The sequence below is a fragment of the Shewanella sp. SR43-4 genome (assembly GCF_014163845.1).
GTDB lineage: Bacteria > Pseudomonadota > Gammaproteobacteria > Enterobacterales > Shewanellaceae > Shewanella > Shewanella vesiculosa.
Genome location: NZ_JACJEB010000003.1, coordinates 142,085 through 166,984 on the forward strand (window position 1 = coordinate 142,085; position 24,900 = coordinate 166,984).

The 24,900-nt window shown below is 41.2% G+C and carries 15 protein-coding genes; 12 read left to right on the forward strand and 3 right to left on the reverse strand.

Annotated features, from left to right (window positions below; translation table 11 throughout):
• The first annotated feature begins 68 nt into the window (after nucleotides 1-68).
• The gene (locus H5123_RS04480; protein WP_182697155.1) at nucleotides 69-1,295 is read left to right on the forward strand and encodes a nucleoside recognition domain-containing protein; all 1,227 of its coding nucleotides are present in this window, start codon (nucleotides 69-71) and stop codon (nucleotides 1,293-1,295) included.
• A gap of 103 nt (nucleotides 1,296-1,398) precedes the next feature.
• Here H5123_RS04480 and H5123_RS04485 read toward each other — a convergent pair whose 3' ends face one another.
• The 3 genes from H5123_RS04485 to H5123_RS04495 are packed head-to-tail and all read right to left on the reverse strand — an operon-like array spanning nucleotide 1,399 to nucleotide 5,363.
• Nucleotides 1,399-4,044, reverse strand: coding sequence for a PqiB family protein (locus H5123_RS04485; RefSeq protein WP_182697156.1), 2,646 nt, complete (start codon nucleotides 4,042-4,044; stop codon nucleotides 1,399-1,401).
• Nucleotides 4,031-4,744, reverse strand: coding sequence for a paraquat-inducible protein A (locus H5123_RS04490; RefSeq protein ID WP_259395264.1), 714 nt, complete (start codon nucleotides 4,742-4,744; stop codon nucleotides 4,031-4,033). Before H5123_RS04490 ends, H5123_RS04485 begins: the two co-directional genes overlap by 14 nt.
• Nucleotides 4,737-5,363 carry a paraquat-inducible protein A gene (locus H5123_RS04495; RefSeq protein WP_124015890.1) on the reverse strand — a complete coding sequence of 209 codons (627 nt, stop codon included), beginning with the start codon at nucleotides 5,361-5,363 and terminating at the stop codon, nucleotides 4,737-4,739. The genes H5123_RS04490 and H5123_RS04495 overlap by 8 nt, the downstream gene beginning before the upstream one ends.
• A 213-nt stretch (nucleotides 5,364-5,576) precedes the next feature.
• Here H5123_RS04495 and H5123_RS04500 point away from each other — a divergent pair, with 213 nt between their 5' ends.
• From H5123_RS04500 to H5123_RS04550, 11 genes are all read left to right on the forward strand, one after another.
• Complete coding sequence (locus H5123_RS04500) at nucleotides 5,577-5,870, forward strand: YebG family protein (protein WP_124015891.1); 294 nt, start codon at nucleotides 5,577-5,579, stop codon at nucleotides 5,868-5,870.
• A gap of 45 nt (nucleotides 5,871-5,915) precedes the next feature.
• Nucleotides 5,916-6,374: a GAF domain-containing protein gene (locus tag H5123_RS04505; RefSeq protein ID WP_124015892.1), complete on the forward strand. Its 459-nt coding sequence runs from the start codon at nucleotides 5,916-5,918 to the stop codon at nucleotides 6,372-6,374.
• A 276-nt stretch (nucleotides 6,375-6,650) separates the two neighbouring features.
• Nucleotides 6,651-7,262, forward strand: a complete 612-nt coding sequence (gene proQ, locus H5123_RS04510) for an RNA chaperone ProQ (protein ID WP_124015893.1) — start codon at nucleotides 6,651-6,653, stop codon at nucleotides 7,260-7,262.
• Nucleotides 7,263-7,283: 21 nt separating this feature from the next.
• Nucleotides 7,284-9,335: a carboxy terminal-processing peptidase gene (gene prc, locus H5123_RS04515; RefSeq protein WP_165870072.1), complete on the forward strand. Its 2,052-nt coding sequence runs from the start codon at nucleotides 7,284-7,286 to the stop codon at nucleotides 9,333-9,335.
• 318 nt (nucleotides 9,336-9,653) lie between these two features.
• The gene (gene pepN, locus H5123_RS04520; RefSeq protein WP_182697157.1) at nucleotides 9,654-12,215 is read left to right on the forward strand and encodes an aminopeptidase N; all 2,562 of its coding nucleotides are present in this window, start codon (nucleotides 9,654-9,656) and stop codon (nucleotides 12,213-12,215) included.
• Nucleotides 12,216-12,305: 90 nt separating this feature from the next.
• Complete coding sequence (locus tag H5123_RS04525; protein WP_124015896.1) at nucleotides 12,306-12,521, forward strand: DUF2835 domain-containing protein; 216 nt, start codon at nucleotides 12,306-12,308, stop codon at nucleotides 12,519-12,521.
• Nucleotides 12,522-12,836: 315 nt separating this feature from the next.
• A complete protein-coding gene (locus H5123_RS04530; protein ID WP_124015897.1) occupies nucleotides 12,837-14,885 on the forward strand; it encodes a DUF1302 domain-containing protein in 2,049 nt (682 codons plus the stop codon).
• A gap of 13 nt (nucleotides 14,886-14,898) precedes the next feature.
• Nucleotides 14,899-16,263 carry a DUF1329 domain-containing protein gene (locus H5123_RS04535; protein WP_124015898.1) on the forward strand — a complete coding sequence of 455 codons (1,365 nt, stop codon included), beginning with the start codon at nucleotides 14,899-14,901 and terminating at the stop codon, nucleotides 16,261-16,263.
• Nucleotides 16,264-16,318: 55 nt separating this feature from the next.
• Nucleotides 16,319-17,329 carry a YCF48-related protein gene (locus tag H5123_RS04540; RefSeq protein ID WP_182697158.1) on the forward strand — a complete coding sequence of 337 codons (1,011 nt, stop codon included), beginning with the start codon at nucleotides 16,319-16,321 and terminating at the stop codon, nucleotides 17,327-17,329.
• Between the two features lie 49 nt (nucleotides 17,330-17,378).
• Nucleotides 17,379-19,685 carry an RND family transporter gene (locus H5123_RS04545; RefSeq protein ID WP_182697159.1) on the forward strand — a complete coding sequence of 769 codons (2,307 nt, stop codon included), beginning with the start codon at nucleotides 17,379-17,381 and terminating at the stop codon, nucleotides 19,683-19,685.
• A gap of 328 nt (nucleotides 19,686-20,013) precedes the next feature.
• On the forward strand, nucleotides 20,014-24,861 hold the full coding sequence (locus H5123_RS04550) for an NAD-glutamate dehydrogenase (protein ID WP_182697160.1): 4,848 nt from the start codon (nucleotides 20,014-20,016) through the stop codon (nucleotides 24,859-24,861).
• Nucleotides 24,862-24,900 lie beyond the last annotated feature (39 nt).

The window sequence follows — 24,900 nt, forward strand, 5'->3', positions numbered from 1 at the left end:
TGCGCCCTGATCGGCAATGATTACTGTATATTGACGTTAGTAAAACTGACTAGATGATGGAGATATGCGTGTTAAATAGAGTGTGGTTATTATTTTTTATCATTGCAGCCTTGTCTATCGTAATCCAATTAGTGAATGGCAACGTCAATATATTAAGTGAGTCGGTTACGGCATTGTTTGCCAGTGCTAAATTAGCCGCTGACATTTCAATCGGGTTAATTGGCGTATTAGCCTTGTGGATGGGCTTGATGCAAGTAGGCGAAAAGGCCGGTGTTGTCGGTTTGTTTGCGCGGATATTCGAGCCATTGCTGTCTAAGTTGATGCCAGAGGTGCCTCGTGGTCATGTCGCTTATGGCAGTATTAGCATGAATTTGACTGCCAATATGCTGGGGCTAGATAATGCCGCTACGCCTCTTGGCTTAAAAGCTATGCACGATCTACAAACCCTTAACCCTGTCAAATCAGTTGCAACCAACGCCCAAATTTTATTTTTAGTGTTAAACACCTCGTCAGTCACCTTAGTACCCGTCACCGTATTTCTATATCGTGCCCAACAAGGGGCGGCCAATCCTGCAGATATCTTTCTACCAATCTTATTGGCCACGAGTGTCTCTACTGTAGTGGGGCTATTGGTTGTTGCCTTAGTGCAACGGATTTCGTTATTTAACAGTGTTATTTTAGCGTATGCAGCTGTCATTATGAGTGTATTCATGGCAGCAATAGCTTATTTGGTAACATTGTCGGCAGATGCAATAGGGCAAGTGTCTATGGTGTTAGGCAATGGCATATTGTTGTTACTGATTTTAAGTTTTATTTTGGTTGCAGGCTATCGCAAAATTGCTGTTTATGATGAGTTTGTCGACGGCGCTAAGCAAGGCTTTGGCCAAGCCATTCAGCTGATTCCGTATTTGTTGGCAATGTTATTAGCCATTGGCTTTCTTAGAGCCTCTGGCGCACTAGATTATGCGTTACACTTGTTGGCAAGTGGCGTTAGTGCATTGGGCGCAGATACGCGCTTTATTGATGCAATGCCAACTGCATTGATGAAACCCTTTAGCGGCTCTGGCGCGCGTGCCATGATGTTAGAAACCATGAGTCATCATGGGGTTGATTCGTTTGCGGGTCGTCTAGCGGCTATTTTACAAGGCAGCACTGAAACGACGTTTTATGTCCTTGCTGTGTACTTTGGTTCTGTTGGTATTCGTAATGGTCGCCATGCGCTAGGTTGTGGATTAGCAGCCGACTTTGCCGGTATTACTGCGGCAATTGCTGTGTGTTATTGGTTTTATGGTTAATGATTAACATTACCTCCTGATACTTAAGAGTGTTAAACATCAAAAGGCCGATACATATATCGGCCTTTTGATCTTGCTATATCGCGAGTATTTCGAGATAAGACTACTTAGTTTGTAAAGGTTGCCATTGTATCCATTCATCTTGCATATTTTTATGCAATGGAAAACGGCTCGATGCATCAATACCATTGCTGTCAGAGGTTGTATCACGCGTTGCAAATGCAATGCCGCCAGCCAGTATGGTTTCTAGTGAGCCCGTTTCTAACTGTGCGCCAGAAAATAAACCGATATCTAACTTGATCCCAGAAGCATCCCAAAATTGGCTGCTTTGGTTTATCAAGTGGCTGTATTCAGCATTGACATGAGCAAACAGGGTAATTTCAATGCCTGATTTATCTAGTTGATAACCATCAATTTGACCAACCTTAATACCGCGGAAAAACAGCGGAGTGCCAACCTTAATAGAGCCTAACTGATCATCAACCAATTGGAATGATAAAGAATCTTTAGGCACCGAAGCCTCAAAGTTGGCGTGAGGTTGAGCAACAAAGCTATCGATCAATTCCAAACTATTACCAGGGATTACCCCAATGTAAGGCCCAGTGAGTAGCGTTTCTGGAGCATTAATACCGGCTAAAGAAATTTGCGCATCAACAATAAAATATTCACTGTCACTGGCACTAAAATGGTTTGCATATTGGCCATAAATATACGCTTGCGCATTAATTGTGGTTAAATCTTGGTTTAGCTTCACATGTGATATTTCACCAATTTTATGACCTTGATAGCGAATAGCGGCTTTCTCAGCCACTTTAGAACTCACAGGCAAGATAAGGTTAATCACCTTAGCCTGCATCAGGGCGAGTGACTTGGTCTCATATAAACGCAGATTAGGTTGTGTGATCTGCGGATTCGCGGTCTCGTCAATGTGTCCAAGGGCAATACTGCCATTGATTGCACCTTTTAGAGGCGCCACATTAATATCGACACCGGCTAAACTGGCATTGATGGCGACAGCATCATTGCGCCAAAAAACAGTATTGGCTTTGACCAGAGCAACAAATTTATTGTCGATACTAATATCAATATTAAATTTATCTGTCTTAGCAAACCAATTGATTTTATTGACCGAACCTATTTGCATTTTCTTATAATAAATCGGTGACCCTTCAGTTAAATCGGCGCCATCAATACTGGTCAAGGTAAAGTTTGTCATCTGTTGCTGGGCGTAAAGCACCTGTGCTGACTCGATTGATTCATGTAAGGGTAAGGTGCTGTTAGGTGCAATCAAGGTAGCGCTATTACTTGGAATTAAGCTAATCGCACCTTCAAGCATAGTGGTCACGTCGCGAGTCTTAACCTTAATCCCGGCTAATGAAGCGTCAACGGCTAAGGCGCTTTCTGGAATAAAGAAACTCCCCTTTGTGAGTAAGTTTTTAAATTCCGGGAGAATTTCAATTTGATACTCAACGGTTGAAAAGTCTTTGCTTAAATTAATACTGGTAATTTGCCCAATAGGGAGTTGCTTATATCTAACTTGCGCGCCATTACTGACTCCCGTATGCGTATTGGCCACTACGGTGAGCTTAAGCTTAGCTTGAGTGAGTAAATCTGGGGCCTCAGAGGCTAACTCAAATTGCATTGCTTTATCAGATGCTTGAGTACCAGGTAACACATTAATTACACTACCAGTGACCAGTCGACTGAGGTTTTTAATGCCTTTTAATGATAAGTCAGCTCCACTTAACCAAAATTGACTATCGCTGGTGATCAGCCCTTGGTATTGATGCTCAACTCGAGCGCTAAACTGCACTCCAGTGTCGGTCAAACTCACTTTTTCTATTTCACCAATAGCAATACCGCGGTAGATGATAGACGTGCCTTCATTTACACCATCGTTGTCGGTCGCGGTTAAACTAAAATGTACCCCTCCAATAGCAGAAAGCTCATCTTGGTAAAGAATATAAGCATCACCATTTTGCGCTTTTTCAGTATAGCTTCCGGTATCAAAGCTGATCCCGCCAGCCAAAATAGATGCAATACTCTCAGTACTGACTTTAATACCCGCTAAAGAGGCATCAATCTTCAGCCCAGATACATTCCAAAAGTGTGAGTCTTTGTTAACTAAATGGGCATATTGTTCTTGAACAAAAGCGCTGATAATAATTTGCTTATTACCATCTAAGCGATAGCTGACAACGCTGCCAACGGGTGCTTGACGGAAAAAGACTGGTGAACCTACATCAATAGAACCCAGTTTAGGCGATTTAAGCTCGATCATTATGCCTTCACTGCCGGGGAGAATTGCGGGTGCTTCGCGCTGTGCTTCAAATTCAGTTGCCGAACGGCCATCTCCGGGCTGGATGGCAATATAATTACCCGAAAATAGCGTATCTAAGCCTTCGACTCCGGTAATACTGGCTTTGGGTTTGACTAACCAAAACAAGGTGTTTTTATTCAAAAATGGGTCGGCGCGATAATCCATTACCACTTTGACATTAACACCTTTAAGGTCATCATCAATACCAATATCGGTGACTTTACCGACCGATAAACCTTGGTATTTTACTAATGTTTTACCAATATCAATGCCTGCGGCACTGGGAAAGTGGATTAAAATTTCAATGCCTGACTCTTTAATGCTTTTTACCCCTAACCAAGCACCCAATATTAAGGCGACAATAGGCAATAACCATATTGGCGAGAATAATTTTTTCTTAACAATTTTCGGTGATTCAATTTGTGTCATCGGTGTTTTCCAAGCGGTCCCAGAGTAAACGAGTATCTAACACTTTTGCCGCAAGTTGTGTCAGTAAGATCACTAACGCAAATGCAGTTGCAGCAGGTGCAGGTTTAGCATCTAACAGTTGTCCCATATTCACTAAAGCAACGGTTAATGAGATAACGAATAAGTCGAGCATCGACCAACGGCCAATCCATTCAATAATGTGAAAACCAACCATTAATTTTCTTTTTGATACCGGCAAGTTAAAACTGATGGCGGTTAAATAAGTGGCTAAGCCAAAAATCTTAAGCCAAGGTACTAAAATACTGGCAGTAAAAACAATTACCGCTATCGGCAACATGCCTGTTTGCACTAAATGGCTAATACCACTAAAAATAGTATCCTTAGTGACCACCCCGCGGTTTGTCAGGAGGGTGATAGGGTAGATGTTAGCGACGATAAGTAAAATAGTGGCTGTAATCAATAAAGCCCAACTCTGCTGGATACTGGCATAATTACGATTGCTCAATTGGCTAAAACAGCGCTGGCAATGATTTTTGCTGGTTAAATTCAGCTTGCGACAGACAGGGCATAAACATAAGCCTAACTTTTGCCCTTGCAAAGAGGCTTGAGCTTTTTTTGGGGCTTCCTGGTTAATATTTACATGAGGCTCTTCACTTGCTGAGGATAGCTCATTAGCGGGATTCATTGGAGTTTTAGGCATCAACATAACTCCACATGTGCTCAAGTTTATATTCACGTTGTAAAAAAAGAATGATGACAAACAGCATGGTAAAACTGAATGTCCCCATACCAAAATAGACATCAGAAAAATCAGATAGTTGGAATGCAGATACCAAGAAGCTGATGACATAAATTTCTAGCATGGTCATTTGTGATATCAAACCATGATTTTTTAGCAATGTCGTATAAGTTCTTTGCCAAAATGAGCTGTGCAATTCTAATTTGACAATAACAACTTGCGCCAGTATCGACAATATTAATAATCCAGGGGCGATAACAGCCGCAACCATTACCGCTAAGCCTACGACCCAATATCCTTCGGCCCAAACCGTCATAGCAGCCTGCATTACGGTCGTGGTTCTGACACTGCCAAGAAAGTGAATTTCGAGTACTGGTAACAAATTAGCGGGAATGAAAATAATTAACGCGGCAACGCATAGCGCCAACATACCATTGATAGAGCAGTACGGTGAATCATAGAGAACAGTATGACAACGCGGACAAATAGCGCGAGAACTAGAGGGTAACGCTCGTTTTCTCACTGCCAAATCACATGATCGGCATAGTATTATAGAATCATGATCATCAAATTCATTCATGAAAAATTAATCTAATCCATAGTGAAAATCATTATCGGGTAGCTAAGAGGTAAACCTCTCAACTTTGCCTCATATTGGCAAATAAATGTGTCATTTGTTAAAAGAAACTCATTAATGTGTATTTGATAATATCAGAATAATCAGAACACTTGCATCATAAGTTAACTATGTGAGATTCTATGCACTGTATATAAAAACAGTGAGGATTACATCATGGCAGTGATAACCCAATTTGTCGTGGTCAGAGAAGGGGTGGAAAAGATGACATTTATATCGAAAAAAGAGGCTGATGCCTACGATAAGATGCTCGATATTTCCGATAACCTAGTGCCTTTTCTTATAAAGGCAGATCTTGGACTCGATGAAAATAAGTGCGAACAGTTGGCATTTTATCTCGCAAACAATAAAGATGAGCTTTCTAACTTGCTAAAAGGCGTAGTACAGGTTAAAAACGCTCCTGCAGTTAAAACCAAAAAGACTACGGCTAAAAATACCGCTGCAGAATAGCCGTATTTCAAACTTTTGAAGTAGATACCAGCTTAAGGAATGGAAATGAAAACCGAATTTTACCAAACATTAAATCGTCAAGCTCAAGCGTTACTTGAAGGCGAAGATGATTTGATTGCGGCAATGGCAAATTTTTCAGCGTTGTTAAATGACAACCTTGAGGATCTCAACTGGGCTGGTTTTTACATCAAGCGTGGTGAACAGCTCGTCCTTGGTCCTTTCCAAGGTAAAGTTGCGTGCACTCGAATTGATATGGGCAAAGGTGTTTGTGGCACCGCTGCTGCAGAAAATATCACCCAACGCATCGCCGACGTGCATCAATTTGATGGTCATATAGCATGCGATTCTGCCAGTAATTCCGAAATAGTCATTCCTGTAAGGCAGGGCAATGAAGTGGTGGCAGTGTTAGATATTGACAGTCCATTACTCAATCGTTTCGATCAAGATGATCAAATTGGCTTAGAAAACATGGTAAAAAGTTTCGAAACTTGCCTATTTGGTTAAATAGCGAACAAAATAGATTAAATCATGGTCGCATTCGCTGTCGCGGGCTTTATAATATGCCGCTAAACGCATTTGTGCTGGATTTACTGATGAGCGATGATTAAGCTGAGAGTAAGTTTGGTTAAATTGTTAAGGTTTGTTTCAATGACTTTAGCAAACTGGCGGATAGTGATATTTTGTACGTTGAGCCTTAACGGTAAGGTTTAACGAAAGATGAACGACTGCATGGCAAATTTCTGCCGCATAATCAGTCCCTTTATTAACGTGGAAGTAAAAATGGAATCAACAGACAAGTTGACCGACACCAACGCAATTTTAGCGTATTTATATGAAACCTTTCCTTTATGCTTTATTGCAGAAGGTGAAACTAAGCCATTAAAAATTGGTCTGTTTCAAGATTTGGCTGAACGGTTAGCTGATGATTCTAAAGTCAGTAAAACACAACTACGTGTAGCGCTTCGTCGTTACACCAGCAGCTGGCGCTATTTGAAAGGCGTTAAAGCGGGCGCTAAACGTATTGATCTTGACGGTAATGAATGTGCTGAATTAGAGCAAGAGCATATTGACCATGCTATTTTGACGCTCAAAGAGAGCCAAGATAAAGCCAAAGCAAAACGTCAAGCTTTAGCACCCAAAAAGCCGGCTAAGAAAGTGGCACCTAAACGCGCTCCAGCTGTCAAAAAAGAACGTCCAGCGCCAGTCGTTGCTCCTGTGATTCAACTTGTGCCAGCTAAGCTTGAAGATTTAAAACAAAAACAACGCGTTAATGTTAAGTTAGGTGCTACCCCAGTACCAGGTGTTGTGACTGATATTAATAAAGAAGATGTGCATGTTCAGTTAGATTCTGGCTTGTCCATCAAAGTACGTGCAGAGCACATACTATTATAGAAATTTAAGGAGTACTTGTTGATGCGAAAACTTACCTTGGCCGCGTCAATTGCCAGTTTATTTGTCGGCTTTTCGGCATGGGCAATTTCACCAACGATTCAAATCAGCGAGTTACCTAAACTAGCACAAGAGCCACAACATAAAGTGGCTAGCAAGCGAGTGACAACATTGTTCACTCGCTCGCATTATCATCGCTTTAATCTTGATAATGCATTTTCTGAACAAATATATTCCCGCTTTCTTGAGCAGCTTGATTATCGTCGAAATGTACTAACTGCGGCAGATATTGCGAGCTTTAGTCAGTATAAAGAACAGTTTGATAATATGGTCGAGTCTGGCGATATTAGCCCCGCCTTTGCTATGTATGAAGTTGTGCAACAACGTCGCTACGAACGTTTTGCTTATGCTTTATCTTTGCTCGATAAAGAGTTTGACTTTACCCAAGCAGGCGATGCTTATGAATTTGATCGCAAAGATGCACAATGGCCAAAAGATGAAGCTGAAGTTAATGAGCTTTGGCGTCAGCGGGTTAAGTATGATGCATTAAATCTCAAGTTGACTGGTAAAAAATGGCCTGAAATTGTTGAAGTGCTCGAGAAACGTTACAACAATGCCATTAAACGTTTAAGCCAAACCCAAAGCGAAGACGTATTTCAAACCGTAATGAATGCGTTTGCTCGCAGCGTTGAACCTCACACCAGTTACTTATCTCCACGTAATGCTGAACGTTTCCAAATGGAAATGAACCTAAGCTTAGAGGGCATTGGTGCTGTGTTGCAAATGGATGATGATTACACTGTTATCAAAAGTTTAGTGGCAGGAGGCCCTGCTGCCAACAGTGATAAATTATCGCCAGAAGATAAAATTGTTGGTGTTGGTCAAAAAGACGGTGGCATTGTTGATGTTATTGGCTGGCGTTTAGATGATGTGGTTGATTTGATCAAAGGTCCAAAGGGTAGCGAAGTTGTATTACAAATTTTACCCAAAAAAGGTGGCGCAAATGCTAAACCTTTTGAAGTGGTCATTACCCGTGACAAAATTCGTTTAGAAGATCGCGCAGCTACCTCAAAAGTAATTGAACCTAAAGAAGGTCAGTACGCCAATCGTAAAGTCGGTGTGATTCAAATCCCTGGATTTTACATGAATCTGTCGCAAGACGTGGCTAAAGAAATCGCTAAACTTGAAAAAGACAATGTTGAAGGCATTATTATTGACCTTCGTGGTAATGGTGGTGGGGCGTTAACTGAAGCCACATTATTGACCGGATTGTTTATTGATCAAGGGCCTGTTGTGCAAATTCGTGACGCCAATGGTGGTATTAATCAAAATCGTGATAATGATGGTATTAGTGCATACAGTGGTCCACTGACTGTGATGGTAGATCGTTACAGTGCATCTGCATCAGAGATTTTTGCTGCGGCTTTACAAGACTATGATCGCGCTTTGATTGTGGGTGAATCGACTTATGGTAAAGGCACGGTTCAGCAGCATAAAAGTTTAGGTCGAATTTATGACATGTATGAAAAACCAATTGGTCATGTTCAGTATACCATTGCCAAGTTTTACCGTATCAATGGTGGCAGCACACAACGTAAGGGTGTTACCCCAGATGTGCGCTTGCCTACTGCTTTAGAAGCGGGTGAATATGGTGAATCGGAAGAGAAAAATGCGCTTCCGTGGGATAAAGTTCCTGCTGCTCAATACACTACATTAGGCAATATTACACCTATGTTGATAAGTTCTCTTGATGTTAAACATCAAGCGCGGATCAGCAATGACGAAGAGTTTAGTTATATTTATCAAGATATAGCTGAATTCAAAAAGCATCACAATGACAAAACCATCTCGCTTGTTGAAAGTGAACGTCTTGCTTCTCGTGAAGATGATGACAAGCGTGCACTCGATCGAGAAAATGCCCGAAGAGAGCACGATGGTTTAGCAATTGTTAAGTCACTAGATGATATAGAAAAGACCGATGACAGTAAGTTACCGGATGCCTTTTTAGATGAAACGGCTTATATCACGCTTGATATGGCGGATGCAGAGAAATTGGCAAAAACAAACTCAAAGTGATTTTGTGTGACAGTTAACAAACGCGCTTAGGCGCGTTTTTTCTTAATAATAACAACCTCAGCTCTGGATATAAACGGTTGCAAACAGTCCTTCGCATCTCTAACTGCGTTGTGTCGACTTGCAGTAGGTTAACTGCGGTCGATTCGGCTTGTTAGTAAAATGACCTTTTTGAGGTGGAATAGGCAGCATATTGATATTTTATCCCATTTATCCAATCACTTAACCACGGCTGAAGTGAAATAAAAACAATACCAATTCGATAACGTTCCCACACAAGTTTAATCATATTGGCATGAGTACCATTGAAAAGGATCCTGTATGAACCAAGCGCAAGAGAAACACCTCAAAGATTATACTAAGCCTGCATTTACCATTTCTCATGTAGATTTAAACGTTATTCTTGATGGCAAGAATACCAAAGTAACGGCTGTTAGTAAGGTGATCCGTAATGGCCAACATCAGCATGATTTAGTGCTTGATGGTGAACAACTCTCTCTGAGCTCAGTCAAGCTTAATGGTACAACGGCAAACTATCGTCAACACGAAAGCCAATTAACGATCACCACTGAGCTAAATGAGTTTGAATTAGAGGTGGTTACTTTACTTGACCCTGAGGCAAATTCGAGTCTTGAAGGTCTTTACATGTCTGATGGTGCTTATTGCACGCAATGTGAAGCCGAAGGATTTCGTCGCATTACTTACTTTTTAGACAGACCCGATGTTTTGGCTATTTATACCGTACGTATTGAAGCCGATAAACATGCTTTTCCTTTTTTGTTAAGTAACGGTAATTTAATTGATAAAGGCGAGATGCCACGTTCTGGACGTCACTTTGTTAAGTGGCATGATCCATTTCCAAAACCAAGTTACTTATTTGCAGTTGTCGCTGGTGACTTTGATTTGCTTAATGACAGCTATACCACTCAGTCTGGTCGAGAGGTGACACTGCAAGTTTTTGTTGATAAAGGTAATTTACATAAAGCCGATCACGCGATGGCGTCATTGAAAAAATCGATGAAATGGGATGAAACCCGTTTTGGTCTTGAGTACGATCTCGACATCTATATGATTGTGGCAGTTGATTTTTTCAATATGGGAGCGATGGAAAATAAAGGTTTGAATGTGTTTAATACTAAATACGTTCTTGCTGATAAAGCCAGTGCTACTGACGAAGATTATCACGGCATTGAGTCAGTTGTTGGTCATGAGTACTTTCACAACTGGACGGGTAACCGAGTAACCTGTCGTGATTGGTTTCAACTGAGTTTAAAAGAAGGCTTAACCGTTTTTCGCGATCAAGAATTTAGTTCTGATGTGGGGTCTCGCGCTGTTAATCGTATCCAAGCCATTCGCGTGATGAAAAATCAACAGTTTGCTGAAGACACCGGTCCTATGTCTCATCCTATTCGTCCTGAAAGTGTGATTGAAATGAACAATTTCTACACAGTGACGGTTTATAACAAGGGTGCTGAAGTGATCCGCATGATGCACACTATTCTAGGTGAGGCCGGTTTTCAAGCGGGGATGAAGTGCTATTTCGAACGTCATGATGGTCAAGCTGTAACTTGCGATGATTTTGTTAATGCCATGCAAGATGCCAGCGGTAAAGACTTAACCTTATTCCGTCGTTGGTACAGCCAAGCGGGTACACCAGTCGTCACGGTCAAAGATCATTTCGATGCAGACAAGGGCGAATATCATTTAACTGTTACTCAGCAGGTGGTATCACAAGGTGTAAAGGGCCAAACACTGCATATACCTTTTAGTGTGGAGTTATTGGACCGAGCGGGACAGTCCATTGTCAATAAAGTACTTGATGTGACACAAGCCAGCCAAACATTTGTGTTTGATGGACTGGACAGTGCGCCTACAGCCTCCTTGCTTCAAGATTTTTCTGCACCGGTGAAACTCGTTTACGATTTTAGCATTGACCAGCTTGTTCATCTTATGCGCCATGCATCGAGTGAAGTTGCACGCTGGGAAGCATCGGTGCAATTAATCAGTCAAACCATCTGGGATAACGTTGCACAATTACAACAGCAACAAGTGATGATGATTGACACCAGGGTGATAGAAGCCTTTAGAGGTGTTATTTTAGATGCTAATCTTGATCAAGCTTTAGTCGCTGAAATTTTGTCTATCCCGAGTGCTTCAGCACTTATTGAGCAGGTAGATCATGTTGATTTAGATGCATTGGCAAAAGCCAGAGAATTTGTTGTTGAAGAACTCGCCTCTGCTTGCGAAGATGAGCTGTTAGTGTGTTATCGAGCGCTGATATTAATCGATAATCCAGCTGCCAGAGCATTTAAAAATATTGCCTTGTCATTATTATGCCAAGTCTCCGATACCCATGAATCGTTAGTTGAAAAACAATACTATTCAGCCAGAAATATGACCGACAGTTTAGGTGCTTTGAAAGCGGCCGCGATGGCAAAGTTAGCGTGTTTGCCTATGCTATTAAGTGACTTTGAGTCCACATGGAAATCAACCCCACTAGTAATGGATAAGTGGCTTACTTTACAAGCTTTAGTTAACAGTGACGATGTGATTGAACAGATTAAGACACTTACTAAACATAGCAGCTTTAGTTTCTCTAATCCTAATCGCATTCGGTCATTGATTGGAGCTTTTGCTGCGGCAAACACTTACCAATTTCATCGTGCTGATGGAGAAGGTTACCGTTATTTAACTAAAATTTTAGTTAAATTGAATAAATCTAATCCACAAGTTGCTTCGCGAATGATTACCCCATTAATTCAGTTTGCTAAATTTGACCAAGAACGTCAGCAATTAATGAAACAGTGTTTGGTCGAGTTAAAATCATTACCAGATTTGTCGAACGATTTATATGAGAAAGTGACTAAATCATTAGCTGAATAAAGTCTTAAATTACTATTTATCCAGTAGGATTAATCAGTCTGTTTAGTGTGTTAAAAAGGAGAGCTTGCTCTCCTTTTTATGGAGTGATTTATGGAGTTATTTTTTTCTCTTAACGTAAGTTATGAAGCTTTTTTGCCATATTACCAAGGGGTTGCAGAAAAAGTGCAAGTAAGGGACCACAAAGGTCGTGTATTGCACATCAATGGTAAGTATTTTAGACCTTATTTAACCCCTAATGGCATCCATGGCGAGTTTAAATTAGTCCTTTGCCCTGACGGGAATTTCAAATCCCTTAATAAATTATAGAGCATTTACTTCAAACGTTTGATTGATTAATCATGTGTGAAGTAGCAAGCTGTTAACATTTATAAGTACATGAAAATAAACTTTTTTCGTTAGTGGTTAAATGATTGTATTTTTATCGCCTGTGTTAATTCAAATATAGGCAGGTTTTATTTAGCCATTTTTACCCCGACATCGTTAATTTTCTTAAACATTTTCTTTTTTTTGACCTTGCTCAATATAGTTAAATGCTGTAACAATGGTGTTGCCTGTGGGCTAACAAGATGTTGGTTAAATTCCTATAACAACTAATCCAACAGGTTACGGAGATGAACTAAAATGAATATTGTTAAAAAAAGATTTAACAAGTCGGCTCTCGCTTTGGGGGTGGTGTCGGCATTATGTTTGGGAATGAGCACTTCAGCCTCAGCTGCTTCTTTTCAATGGGGTGATGTACGAGGTACGTTTGACTCTACTTGGACCGCAGGTGCCAGTTGGCGTGTGTCAGATAGAGACTGGAGTGGTCAAATTGGTAAGGTGAATCAGCCACAATTTGATTGGTCAGGTTACTCAGCATTTGGTGGCGCATTTGGTTCAACCAAATATACGTCAGCCGAAATTTGGGCTCAGCCTGGCTCATATTCAAGCAACAATGACTTAAGTAACTTATTGTATGCAAAAGGTGATACGACTTCAGAGATCGTTAAAGGTCTTCATGAGTTATCACTTAAGTATGAAAACTACGGTTTGTTTTTACGTGGTATGTATTTTTATGATCGCAAACTCAATGATGGTGACTATGGATTTAATGACCCATTAACCGGTAAAGAGTTCGATCCTTGTGCAGACAGCAAAGCATCAGAAGTGCAATGTAAAGACATTCGCTTATTGGATGCATTTGTCTATGCCAACTGGGATTTAAACGACGGCGCGAATCCATTAAGCGTTCGTGTCGGTAATCAAGTGGTTTCTTGGGGGGAAAGTACCCTAATTTCTCATGGTATTGCTGAAATCAATGCTGTTGACTTAAACATTCTCAATGCGCCAGGTGCTGAACTTAAAGAAGCATTCCGTCCACAAGGGATGGTTTGGGCATCGTTAGGGTTATCTGAAAACTTAAACCTAGAAGCTTTTTATCAATATGATTGGCAGCCTATTTGGGTACCAACGCCCGGTTCAAACTTTGCGACCAATGATTTTGCGGGTTTTGGCGGATACAACCAGAATGCGCAGTTAGGTTTCAACTCTAATCCAGATATGAACCAAGATTTCCTTATTTCTGAATACACACGTCTATACGAAGCTGCCGCAGCCAGTGGATTTAATTCTGCTTATGCCGCTTATATGACAGCGTATTCAACTAAAGCTGCCTTAGTTCAGGATGCTGCAGACCCAAGTAATGATGGCCAATTTGGTGTTAAGTTAGGATATTACTCTCCAGAACTTGGCGAAACTGAGTTTGGTTTTTATTACATGAATTACCATAGTCGTCGCCCACTTATCAGTGGAACAGCGTCTAATTTCACCACAGAGGCCATTGGTCGTGATTATGGTCGTTTAGCACAAAGCGGTGGCGTGATTGACCGTGATTTATTGCTGAGCATGGAAACCTTTACCAAGTCGCAAATTGTTTATCCTGAAGACATTCAGTTATATGGCTTCAGTTTTAACACTTTAGTGGGTGATACATCTGTTGCCGGTGAAATTTCTCACCGTGTAGATGAGCCATTACAAATTGATGATGTTGAATTACTTTTCTTAGCTATGCCTCAACAGCTAGCAAATGCAGGCATTCGTCCTGACTTAGATGGTATTTCACAAATGGATAATGTGGCGCCTGGCGAAACAGTTGATGGGTATATACTTACCGATACGACTCAAGCACAGATGACATTTACTCACCTATTTGGTCCAACACTTGGTTTAGACAACTTAACTATGCTTGCTGAAGTGGGTGGTGTGTGGATCCATGACATGCCTGGTTTTGACGAATTACGCTTAAATGGTCCAGGTACTGCGCGTTCTGGTGGCAATCCAGATATGCCTGGCATTATTGAAGCATTACATAATGGTCCAGAAACCAATCCATTCCCGACTGATTTTGCTTGGGGTTATCGTTTAGTGGCCAAAGCTGACTTTAACAACGTGTTTGCTGGTGTGAACATGTATCCAAGAGTAATTTTCTCTCATGACGTTGATGGCATTACGCCTGATCCAATGTTCCTGTTCACTGAAGGCAGAAAGTCTGTTGCTTTGGGTGTCAATTTTGATTATCAAAGTCGCTGGGGCGCAGATATTTCTTACAACAGCTTCTTTGGTGGTGTAGGAACAACAAATGCGATGACAGACAGAGATTATATTTCTTTCAACGTCAAGTATTCGATCTAAAAGGATAATTATAATGAAGAAACTGACGATATTATCGGCAGCAGTGATGATCGCACTAAGTGCACCTGCTGCGCTGGCGAAAGTATCACAAGCTGATGCAGATAAATTGGGTACAACATTAACCCCTCAAGGTGCAGAAAAAGCGGCAAATGCAGATGGTTCAATTCCTGCTTGGACTGGTGGTATCACCAAGCCTATCGCTGGTTACACCAAGGGTATGCATCATCCAGATCCGTTCCCAGATGACAAAAGCTTATTTACCATAACCAATGCAAATAAAGCCCAATATGCTGAGTTTTTAACTCCGGGTCAAAACAAACTATTTGAAGTCTATCCAGATACTTACAAAATGAATGTTTATCAGACTCGCCGTACAGCGGCTGTGCCTCAATATGTTTATGATGCAACTAAAGTCAATGCTGTTGGTGCTGAGTTAATTTCTGATGGTAATGGTATTAAAGGGGCCACAATTGGCGTTCCGTTTCCTATTCCTGCTAATGGCCTAGAAGTCATTTGGAATCATATCCTGCGTTTTCGCGGTGTAGATGTCGAAACGTATCGTAGCCAAGCTGCACCTATGGCGAATGGTTCTTATACTCTAGTTGAAAACTCTGAGGAAATTCGTTTCGAATATTCGCGTCCTGAAGTGACTTTAGAGAAACTTAAAGAAACCAACACCTTGTTTTACTTTAAGCAAGTTGTGACTCAACCAGCACGATTAGCCGGTACTGCATTGCTGGTTAAAGAAACCATGGACCAAGAGGCGCTTCCACGTCAAGCTTGGACCTATAACACAGGGCAACGTCGCGTTCGTAAAGCACCTAACGTCGCGTTTGATACTCCAGGTACTGTTTCTGATGGTCTAAGAACAACCGATGATTTCGATATGTTTAACGGTTCTCCAATGCGTTATAACTGGGAACTCGTAGGCAAAAAAGAAATTTATATTCCGTACAACGACTATCGATTACATTCAGACAAACTTAAGTATGACCAAATTTTAAAACCGGGTCATATCAACCCTGAATTTGTTCGCTATGAAAAACATCGTGTATGGGAAGTGAAGGCAACATTAAAAGAGGGCATGCGTCATACTTATAAAACTCGCGTGTTTTATATTGATGAAGATTCATGGCAAGTGGCAGTAACGGATATATATGACAACCGCGACGAGCTTTATCGTGTTGGTGTTGCTCATCTTATCAATTACTACGAAGTGCCTACGTTGTGGAGTACCTTAGAAGTATTCCATGACCTTCAATCACGCCGTTATTTAGCGATGGGTTTAGATAACGAAGGTCGTATGTATAATTTTGATGCATCACTTTCTGAAGCTAACTTCACACCAGACGCATTAAGACGTGCCGGTATTCGTTAATAGCCATAATAAAATGGGGCGCCTAGCGCCCCTATAAATTTTAAAGGAAGTTTGTATGACGTTTAGCATGCTTCGCAGTATTGTGGCGATTGGGATTAGTGCATGTTTATATACTGCTTCAGTAGATGCCCAACTCGATCCGCTTTCAGTTCAAATTCAACCCTTAGCTCAATCCTCTTTATTACTTGATATTGCCAATGCGGGCGACAAACTTGTTGCCGTCGGTCAACGTGGCAATGTGTTGATATTGGAAAATAATCAATGGCATCAAGTCGCCACTCCCGTTTTGTCCCAGTTAACCAAAGTGTTTTTTTTCGATGACAAACAAGGTTGGGCTGTCGGTCATGATGCCACGATTATTCACACACAAGATGGTGGTGAGACCTGGTCAGTGCAGATGCAATCAGCTGAAATTGAGAAGCCATTTTTAGATGTACGCTTCTACACTCCTGAAGATGGTATTGCGGTTGGGGCGTATGGATTATTTTATCGCACCGCTGATGGCGGTAAAACTTGGCAAGATGAGTTTCACCAAGAATTGCTCTTTGAAGATGATGTTGCTTATTTAAATGACCTTAAAGCAGAAGATGAAGCCTTGTATTTATCGGAGCGTGCGTCTTTATTACCTCACTTTAACCGTTTGATTCGTCTTGAAGATAAACGCTTATTATTGGTCGGTGAGCTTGGTATGGTGGCGGTATCTGATGATAATGGCCATACATTTACTAAAACCAATTTTGACTATGATGGCTCGATGTTCAATGCCATTTCGGTTGGTGATGATGTTTATGTAATGGGACTTCGTGGTCATGTATTTAAGTCAGATTTAAGTTTATCTGCATGGGAAGAAGTAGAACTACCGGTCCAATCATCAATCAATGGTGCACTTGTTACATCTAATAATGACCTATACCTAGTTGGTAATGCTGGAATTGTATTATCAGTTGATGATGGTAGAGCAACTATTGTTGCTAGGCGTCAAGGTGAAAACATTGTGGCTATTGCTAAAGACAGTAAAGGCCAATTATGGTTTGCCGGTTCTAAGGGACTGTTTCAGCTTGATTAACCTTTTGGTTAAATTGGACAATTAAAACAACAATAATAAGGCCGAAAAGATGTTAGAAAAACTGGTCAATGGATTTGAATCTCATTTATTTCGTAATCGAAAATGGGTCATAATTTCATTTATTTTTATTACTATTTTTTTAGGTTACCAAGCCAGCCAACTAAAAATGGATGCGGCTTTCAGTAAAAATATTCCTCTTAATCACTCTTATATGCAAACCTATACCAAGCATCAGAAAGACTTTGGTGGTGCCAACAGCATTATGGTTGCAGTTGAAGATACGAGCGGCAATATATTTAATCCGGAATTTTTTGATGCACTGAAAAATGTCCACGATCAATTATTCTTTATTCCTGGGGTAGAGCGTTCACAGGTTAAGTCACTTTTTTCGCCTTCAACGCGTTTTACCGAAGTCGTTGAAGATGGTTTTGCTGGCGGCCCAGTTATCCCTGCTGATTTCAGCAACGATGAGTATGGCCTTAAAGTGGTACGAGATAATATCGAAAAGGCTGGCATCGTAGGTCGTCTTATCGGTAATGATTATACTTCTGCCATGGTATCGGCCCAATTGATGGAGTTTGATCCGCAAACGGGTGAAGCCATTGATACAATTGCATTTGCCAATCAACTTGAGCAAGAGCTTCGCGGTAAGTTTGAAACCGATAAGATTAAAATTCATATCATTGGCTTTGCTAAAATGGCTGGTGATGTAGCAGAAGGCGCCAAAGGCGTACTGTTGTTTTTCTTAATCGCCATAGCCATTACTGCAGTGATGGTGTATCTATTTTCAAAATCGATAGTGCTGACTATTTTACCATTGATGTGTAGTTTGGTTGCGGTATTTTGGCAATTAGGCTTATTGACGGTTATCGGATTTGGCTTAGACCCAATGTCGATTTTGGTGCCATTTTTGGTATTTGCCATTGGTGTCAGTCACGGGGTACAGATGATCAATGCTGTGCGTCGTCGCGTGCTAGATGGCCAGACGACGAAAGCGGCATCTGCATCGGCTTTTCGCAGCTTGTTAGTGCCGGGCGGCGTTGCGTTACTATCTGATACAGTGGGTTTTTTAACCTTACTTTCGATTGATATTGGTATTATTCGAGAGCTGGCAATTTCTGCATCATTAGGTGTTGCAGTGATTATTCTCACTAATCTTATTTTGCTTCCTTTAGTGATTTCATATTTCGAATTGCCAACTAAGCAAGATAACCCACAGAAACGTCAACAAATAGAAAATATTTGGCGTTGGCTGTCTAAGTTTGCCACTCCGAAATATGCTGTAGTGGTATTGATTTCAACAGCAATCCTTTATGCCGTTGGTTTTCAGCAAGCGTCAAAAATGCAAATTGGTGATTTACAGGGTGGGGCGCCAGCGCTGCATCAGGACTCTCGCTATAACCAAGATACTTTCTTCATTACCAAACATTTCTCTATAACAACCGACGTTATGTCTGTGATTGTAGAAGCCACTCCTGAAGCTTGTACATATCATTCTGTGTTATCGCAGATAGATCAGTTTGAGTGGATGATGGCTAATACACCTGGGGTTGAGTCAACCGCGAGTTTGGCATCGATTGCCAAAAAAGTGAATGCCGGTTTTAACGAAGGTAACCCTAAGTGGGAGATTTTACCGCGCACCACAGCCAGTCTAGTTCAAGCCGTGGGTCAAGTTCCAACCACATCGGGTTTATTAAATAGCAACTGTTCTGTTATGCCGGTTTACTTGTTCTTAAAAGACCATAAAGCAGAAACCATTGAGGTGGTTGTTGATAAAGTTAAAGCTGTTGCTGCTGAGCTTAACTCCGACACGTTACAATTTAAGCTAGCTTCGGGTCCGGTTGGCGTTATGGCTGCAACCAATGAAGCTGTAAGTGAAGCTCAGCTGCCAATGATGTTGTACGTTTACGGTGCAGTGTTTGTCTTATGTTTAATTAGCTTTAAGTCACTCAAGGCAACGATAGCAGTGATTATCCCACTTTATGTGGTATCGACGTTAGCACAAGCCTTAATGACTTTGCTCGATATTGGTCTAGCAGTCAGTACCTTACCTGTTATCGCCTTAGGGGTGGGTATTGGTGTTGATTACGGGATTTATATCTTATCGACCATGTCCAACAAGCTCAGTAATGGCATGCCTGTGCAACAAGCGTATTTCGAAGCATTGGTTGAGCGTGGCAGTGCGGTGATATTTACCGGGCTAACTTTAGCGATTGGAGTGAGTACTTGGTTCTTCTCCGACCTGAAATTCCAAATGGATATGGGAATTTTGCTGACTTTCATGTTTTTAGTGAATATGTTGGGGGCAATTATTATTCTTCCCGCACTTTCAGCTATGTTTTGGAGAAAAAAGTAACTAAAACATGCAATTAAACAAAAAAGGGAGCTTAGCTCCCTTTTTTGTTTTGCATAGTTACTCTATGCAAACGACTTAAATGTCATTTTAAGTACCAATCTATGCTGTCGAGTGGATTTATAGAGGATGTACCACTAAAATTTTCCTCGATATAGCAGCAATTTAGTAATAAACTTTGCATCAGATCTCAATTATGAGTTTCTTTTGTTAAACTAAAAACAGTTATTTACGTGATACACACAAAATGACTCGGACCTACAGAATCAACAAGCCGAAGCATCCATATAATGATAAGAGCGCTGCCATAGACGCTTAAGGAATCTGCAACATGGCCTTGAAAGATGCAATGCCTTCAGTACTACTGGAAAATGTAGTCAATTTAATTCACACAAAAATCCCTCATTCTCAAGCCAAACAAGTTGAGCAATTTGCTAATTGCCTCTACGCCCATATGTCAAAAGACGATCTCAATGCTCGTAATGACAGTGATTTATATGGTGCCGTATTGAGCCTTTGGAATGCGCTGAATAAAACCGCGCAGGACGAAACTCACATCCGAGTGTTTAATCCTAGCCAAGCAAAACATGGCTGGCAGTCAACTCACAGCATTATTGAGATTATTCAACTTGATATGCCTTTTTTGGTTGACTCGCTCTCAATGGCGTTAAATCGAATGGGCATTACCGCTCATGTGATGTTGCATACGCCATTAGCGGTCGTGCGTGCTGCTAACAACAATGTCACTGATGTGTCATTTGTTAATGAAGCTACAGAAGGCAGCAATAATGTTGCGGTTTTCTTAGTCGAAATTGACAAGCAAAATAGTGATGCCGACATCAAGGCGATTGAGAAAGAGATTCAATCTGTCTTAGCGGATGTATCAGCATCGGTCAATGATTGGCAATTAATGTCAGACACATTAACCGATACCATTAAACAGTTACCTTCACGGCCATTTCCTGGTGAAAAAGCGGAACTTCAAGAGTCTGTTGATTTCTTAAACTACTTGAACAACCACCATTTCACTTTGCTCGGTTATCGCTATTATGATTTAAAACGCGTTGAAGGTGATGTTGAGCTTGTCCCTAATATTGAATCTAGCTTAGGACTAATGAACCGTTCAAAAACCTCACACAGTGAGCGCGGTTTGTTACTTTCAAGTTTATCTGATTCTGCCCGCAAAGAGGCATTAGATGAAAGCTTACTTGTTCTGACCAAAAGCTCTGCCAAAAGCCGTGTGCATCGTCCAGCTTACGTAGATTATATTGGCGTTAAACGCTTTGACAAAAAAGGCAACGTAATTGGTGAAGATCGCTTCATCGGTTTATATGCTTCTAATCTTTATAACCGTAGTCCACGCGAGATCCCATTGTTGGGTGAAAAAGTTCAGCGCATTCTTGATAACTCAGGTCTAGCGCCGCGCTCTCATGACTATAAAGCGTTAATGAACATCCTTGAAAACTTACCTCGTGATGAGCTAATCCAAGCTAAAGACCATGAGCTGTCTAATATCGCTTATGGCATATTGGAAATGCAAGATCGCGATAAGTTAAAGTTGTTTGTTCGTAAAGATGGCTATGGCCGCTTCTTATCGTGTTTAGTGTATGTGTCTAAAGACCGTTATAACACTAAGTTACGCCAAGATACTCAACGCATTCTAGCGCAACACTTCAAGAGCAATGAAGATGTTGAGTTCACAACGTATTTTTCTGAGTCTACTCTGGCTCGAACTCATTATATTATCAAAGTTGATAATAACAATATGGATGTTGATGTGGCCGCTATTGAAAAAAATCTTATCGAAGCCGCTCGTTCGTGGGATGATAAATTGCACACAGCGTTAAATAATACTGTCGGTGAACAAGCTGGTACAGGACTGACAAAACGTTATTTAAATGCTTTCCCACCTAGCTATAAAGATGATGTTCTTCCAAGCTCAGCTGTAGTTGATATGCAGCATCTAGAAGCATTGGATGATGAACATAAGTTAGGCATGTTATTTTATCAGCCACAAGAAACAGCATTAAACGACAATAAAGTGCGTTTAAAATTGTTCCATAAAGATGAGCCAATTCACTTGTCTGACGTATTACCAATGCTAGAAAACTTTGGTTTACGTGTGATCAACGAACGCCCATATGAAGTGAAAACTAATGATGGTGCTACGTTCTGGATCTTAGACTTCTTAATGACAGTGCAAGGCGCAGCGACAGAAAACCTTGCTGATAGTCAAGATCGTTTCCAAACAGCCTTATTACAAGTGTGGCAAAAGAAGTTAGAAGACGATGGCTTCAACCGTATGGTACTTTCAACGGGCTTAAGTGGCCGTGAAGTGTCTATTTTACGTGCATATGCTAAGTACATGCGCCAAATTGACGCTACATTCAGTCAGTCTTACATTGAAGAAACCTTTAGCCGCTATCCAAAACTTGCGGATTTATTGGTTAAGATGTTCATTCGTAAGTTCAATCCTAAGCTAAAGACACGCACCTTGAGTAAATTCCTCGAGCAAGTGAATATTCAGCTTGATGACGTTTCAAGTTTAGATGATGACCGAATTATTCGACGTTATTTAGATTTAATTAATGCCACGTTGCGTACTAACTTCTATCAAACTGCGATTGGCGGCAAATCAAAGGATTATATCTCGTTTAAATTTGCACCGAGCTTAATTCCAGAAATGCCTAAGCCGATGCCTAAGTTTGAGATCTTTGTGTATTCACCTCGTGTTGAAGGTGTCCATCTACGTGGCGGTAAAGTGGCTCGTGGTGGTTTACGCTGGTCAGATCGTCGTGAAGATTTCCGTACTGAAGTGTTAGGCTTAGTAAAAGCACAACAAGTTAAAAACACCGTGATTGTGCCTGTAGGTGCAAAAGGTGGATTTGTGTGTAAGCAACTGCCAACAGAGGGTGGTCGTGAGGCTTTATTCACCGAAGGGCAAGAGTGTTACCGTATCTTTATTCGCGCATTATTAGACATTTCTGACAATATAATTAACGGTGAAGTTGTTCCGCCTGCAGATGTTGTCCGTCATGATGAAGACGATCCTTATTTAGTGGTTGCAGCCGACAAAGGCACCGCGACTTTCTCAGATATCGCTAACGCAATTGCGATCGAATACAACTTCTGGTTAGGCGATGCGTTTGCCTCTGGTGGTAGTAATGGTTATGACCACAAGAAAATGGGGATTACCGCACGTGGTGCTTGGGAATCGGTTAAACGCCATTTCCGTGAAATTGGTGTAGATTGCCAAACCACTCCATTTAGCTGTGTGGCGATTGGTGATATGGCGGGTGATGTATTTGGTAACGGTATGTTGTTATCTGAGCAAACTCAATTGGTTGCTGCATTTAACCATATGCATATCTTTATCGACCCAACGCCAAAAATTGCCGAAAGCTATGCTGAACGTCAGCGTTTGTTTGTCTTGCCACGCTCAAGCTGGGAAGATTATAACGCGAAACTGATTTCTAAAGGCGGCGGGATCTTCTTACGCTCTGCCAAGTCAATTAAATTGACCCCAGAAATTAAGCAGATGTTAGCGACTGATAAAGACACCATGAACCCAACCGAACTGATGAAAGAACTACTGAAAATGCCAGTAGACTTGATTTGGAATGGTGGTATCGGGACTTATGTTAAGTCGAGCAAAGAATCTCATGCTGAAGTTGGCGATCGTGCTAATGACACTTTACGCGTTAACGGTAAAGAAATTCGCGCCAAAATTATTGGTGAAGGCGGTAACTTAGGTTGTACCCAATTAGGCCGTATTGAATACTGCGCTAATGGTGGCCGTATGAACACCGACTTTGTTGATAACGTTGGTGGTGTTGATTGCTCAGACAACGAAGTTAACATTAAAATTTTCTTGAATACCTTGGTGGCAGAAGGCGAGTTAACGGTTAAACAACGTAACCGTCTACTTGAAGACATGACAGACCAAGTTAGCGAGATTGTCATTCAAGACTGTAAAGATCAGACTCGTACTATCTCTGTGACTCAAGTCGATGGCGTGTCGCAGTTGAAAGAGCAGATTCGTTTTATTCAATATCTTGAAAAAGACGGCAAGCTTGATCGCGCGCTTGAGTTTTTACCTACTGATGACGATTTAGCTGAACGGTTAGCCAATGGACGAGCGTTAACTCGCCCTGAAATATCGGTATTAGTTGCGTACGCTAAAATGGTATTGAAAGAGCAATTAGTGACCCCTGAAATCACTGAAGATGCATTTTTAAGTAAATTGCTAGTGGCTTATTTCCCTAAAAAGCTTCAAGCAAAATATGCTAGTAAAATGACCGCTCATCCTCTTCGCGGTGAAATTATTGCTACATCATTGGCCAATGAATTAGTTAATGATATGGGCTTTAATTTTGTACAACGTATGCAAGATGAGACCGGTGCAACAGTTGCTGAAGCCGCCATTTGTTACACTATGGCCCGAGAAATCTTTGGCCTTGATGACTTAACCACTTCAATTACTGATTTAAGTGGCGTCATCCCTGCAGTGGTGCAGGGTGAAATGTTGCATCAATTACGTCGCAGTATGCGTCGCGCGTGTCGTTGGTTTATCCGCCATCGTAATCGTGCTCATGATATTGACCAAACTATTGCGTTCTTTAAGCCAGTGTTTGAACAGCTTAAAGCCAATGTTGACCAATACATGATCGATGCTGAAGTGAAAGTAATTTCTGCTGAGATTGCTGCGCTAACCACCGAAAATGTTCCTCAAGCTGTTGCACAAGTTGTGGCTAAAATGAGTACATTATTCTCAGCGTTAGACATTGCACAAATTGCTCAAATCGAGAACAAGTCAGTTGAACTGGTATCTGAAACTTACTTTAAACTCGGTGCCAAAGTTGAGTTACATTGGTTCTTAGAACAAATCAGTGCTCAACCTGTTGCTAACCATTGGCAAGCACTTGCCCGTGCAGCATTCAGAGAAGAACTTGATTGGCAGCAACGTGCATTAAGTTCTGCTGTATTACGTACTTGTACCGAGACTTGTGATGCAGATAGTGTGATTAATCAGTGGATTGAACAAAATAAGCCTTTACTCGAAAGATGGTATCACATGCTAGCGGATTTCAAGGTTTCTCAAACCCATGAATTTGCGAAGTTCTCAGTCGCCTTACGAGAACTGAACTTACTGATTTTACATTGCGTAGGTCAGAAGTAGTTTTTATAATGTGAATAAGCCCTGGCGATTGCTGGGGCT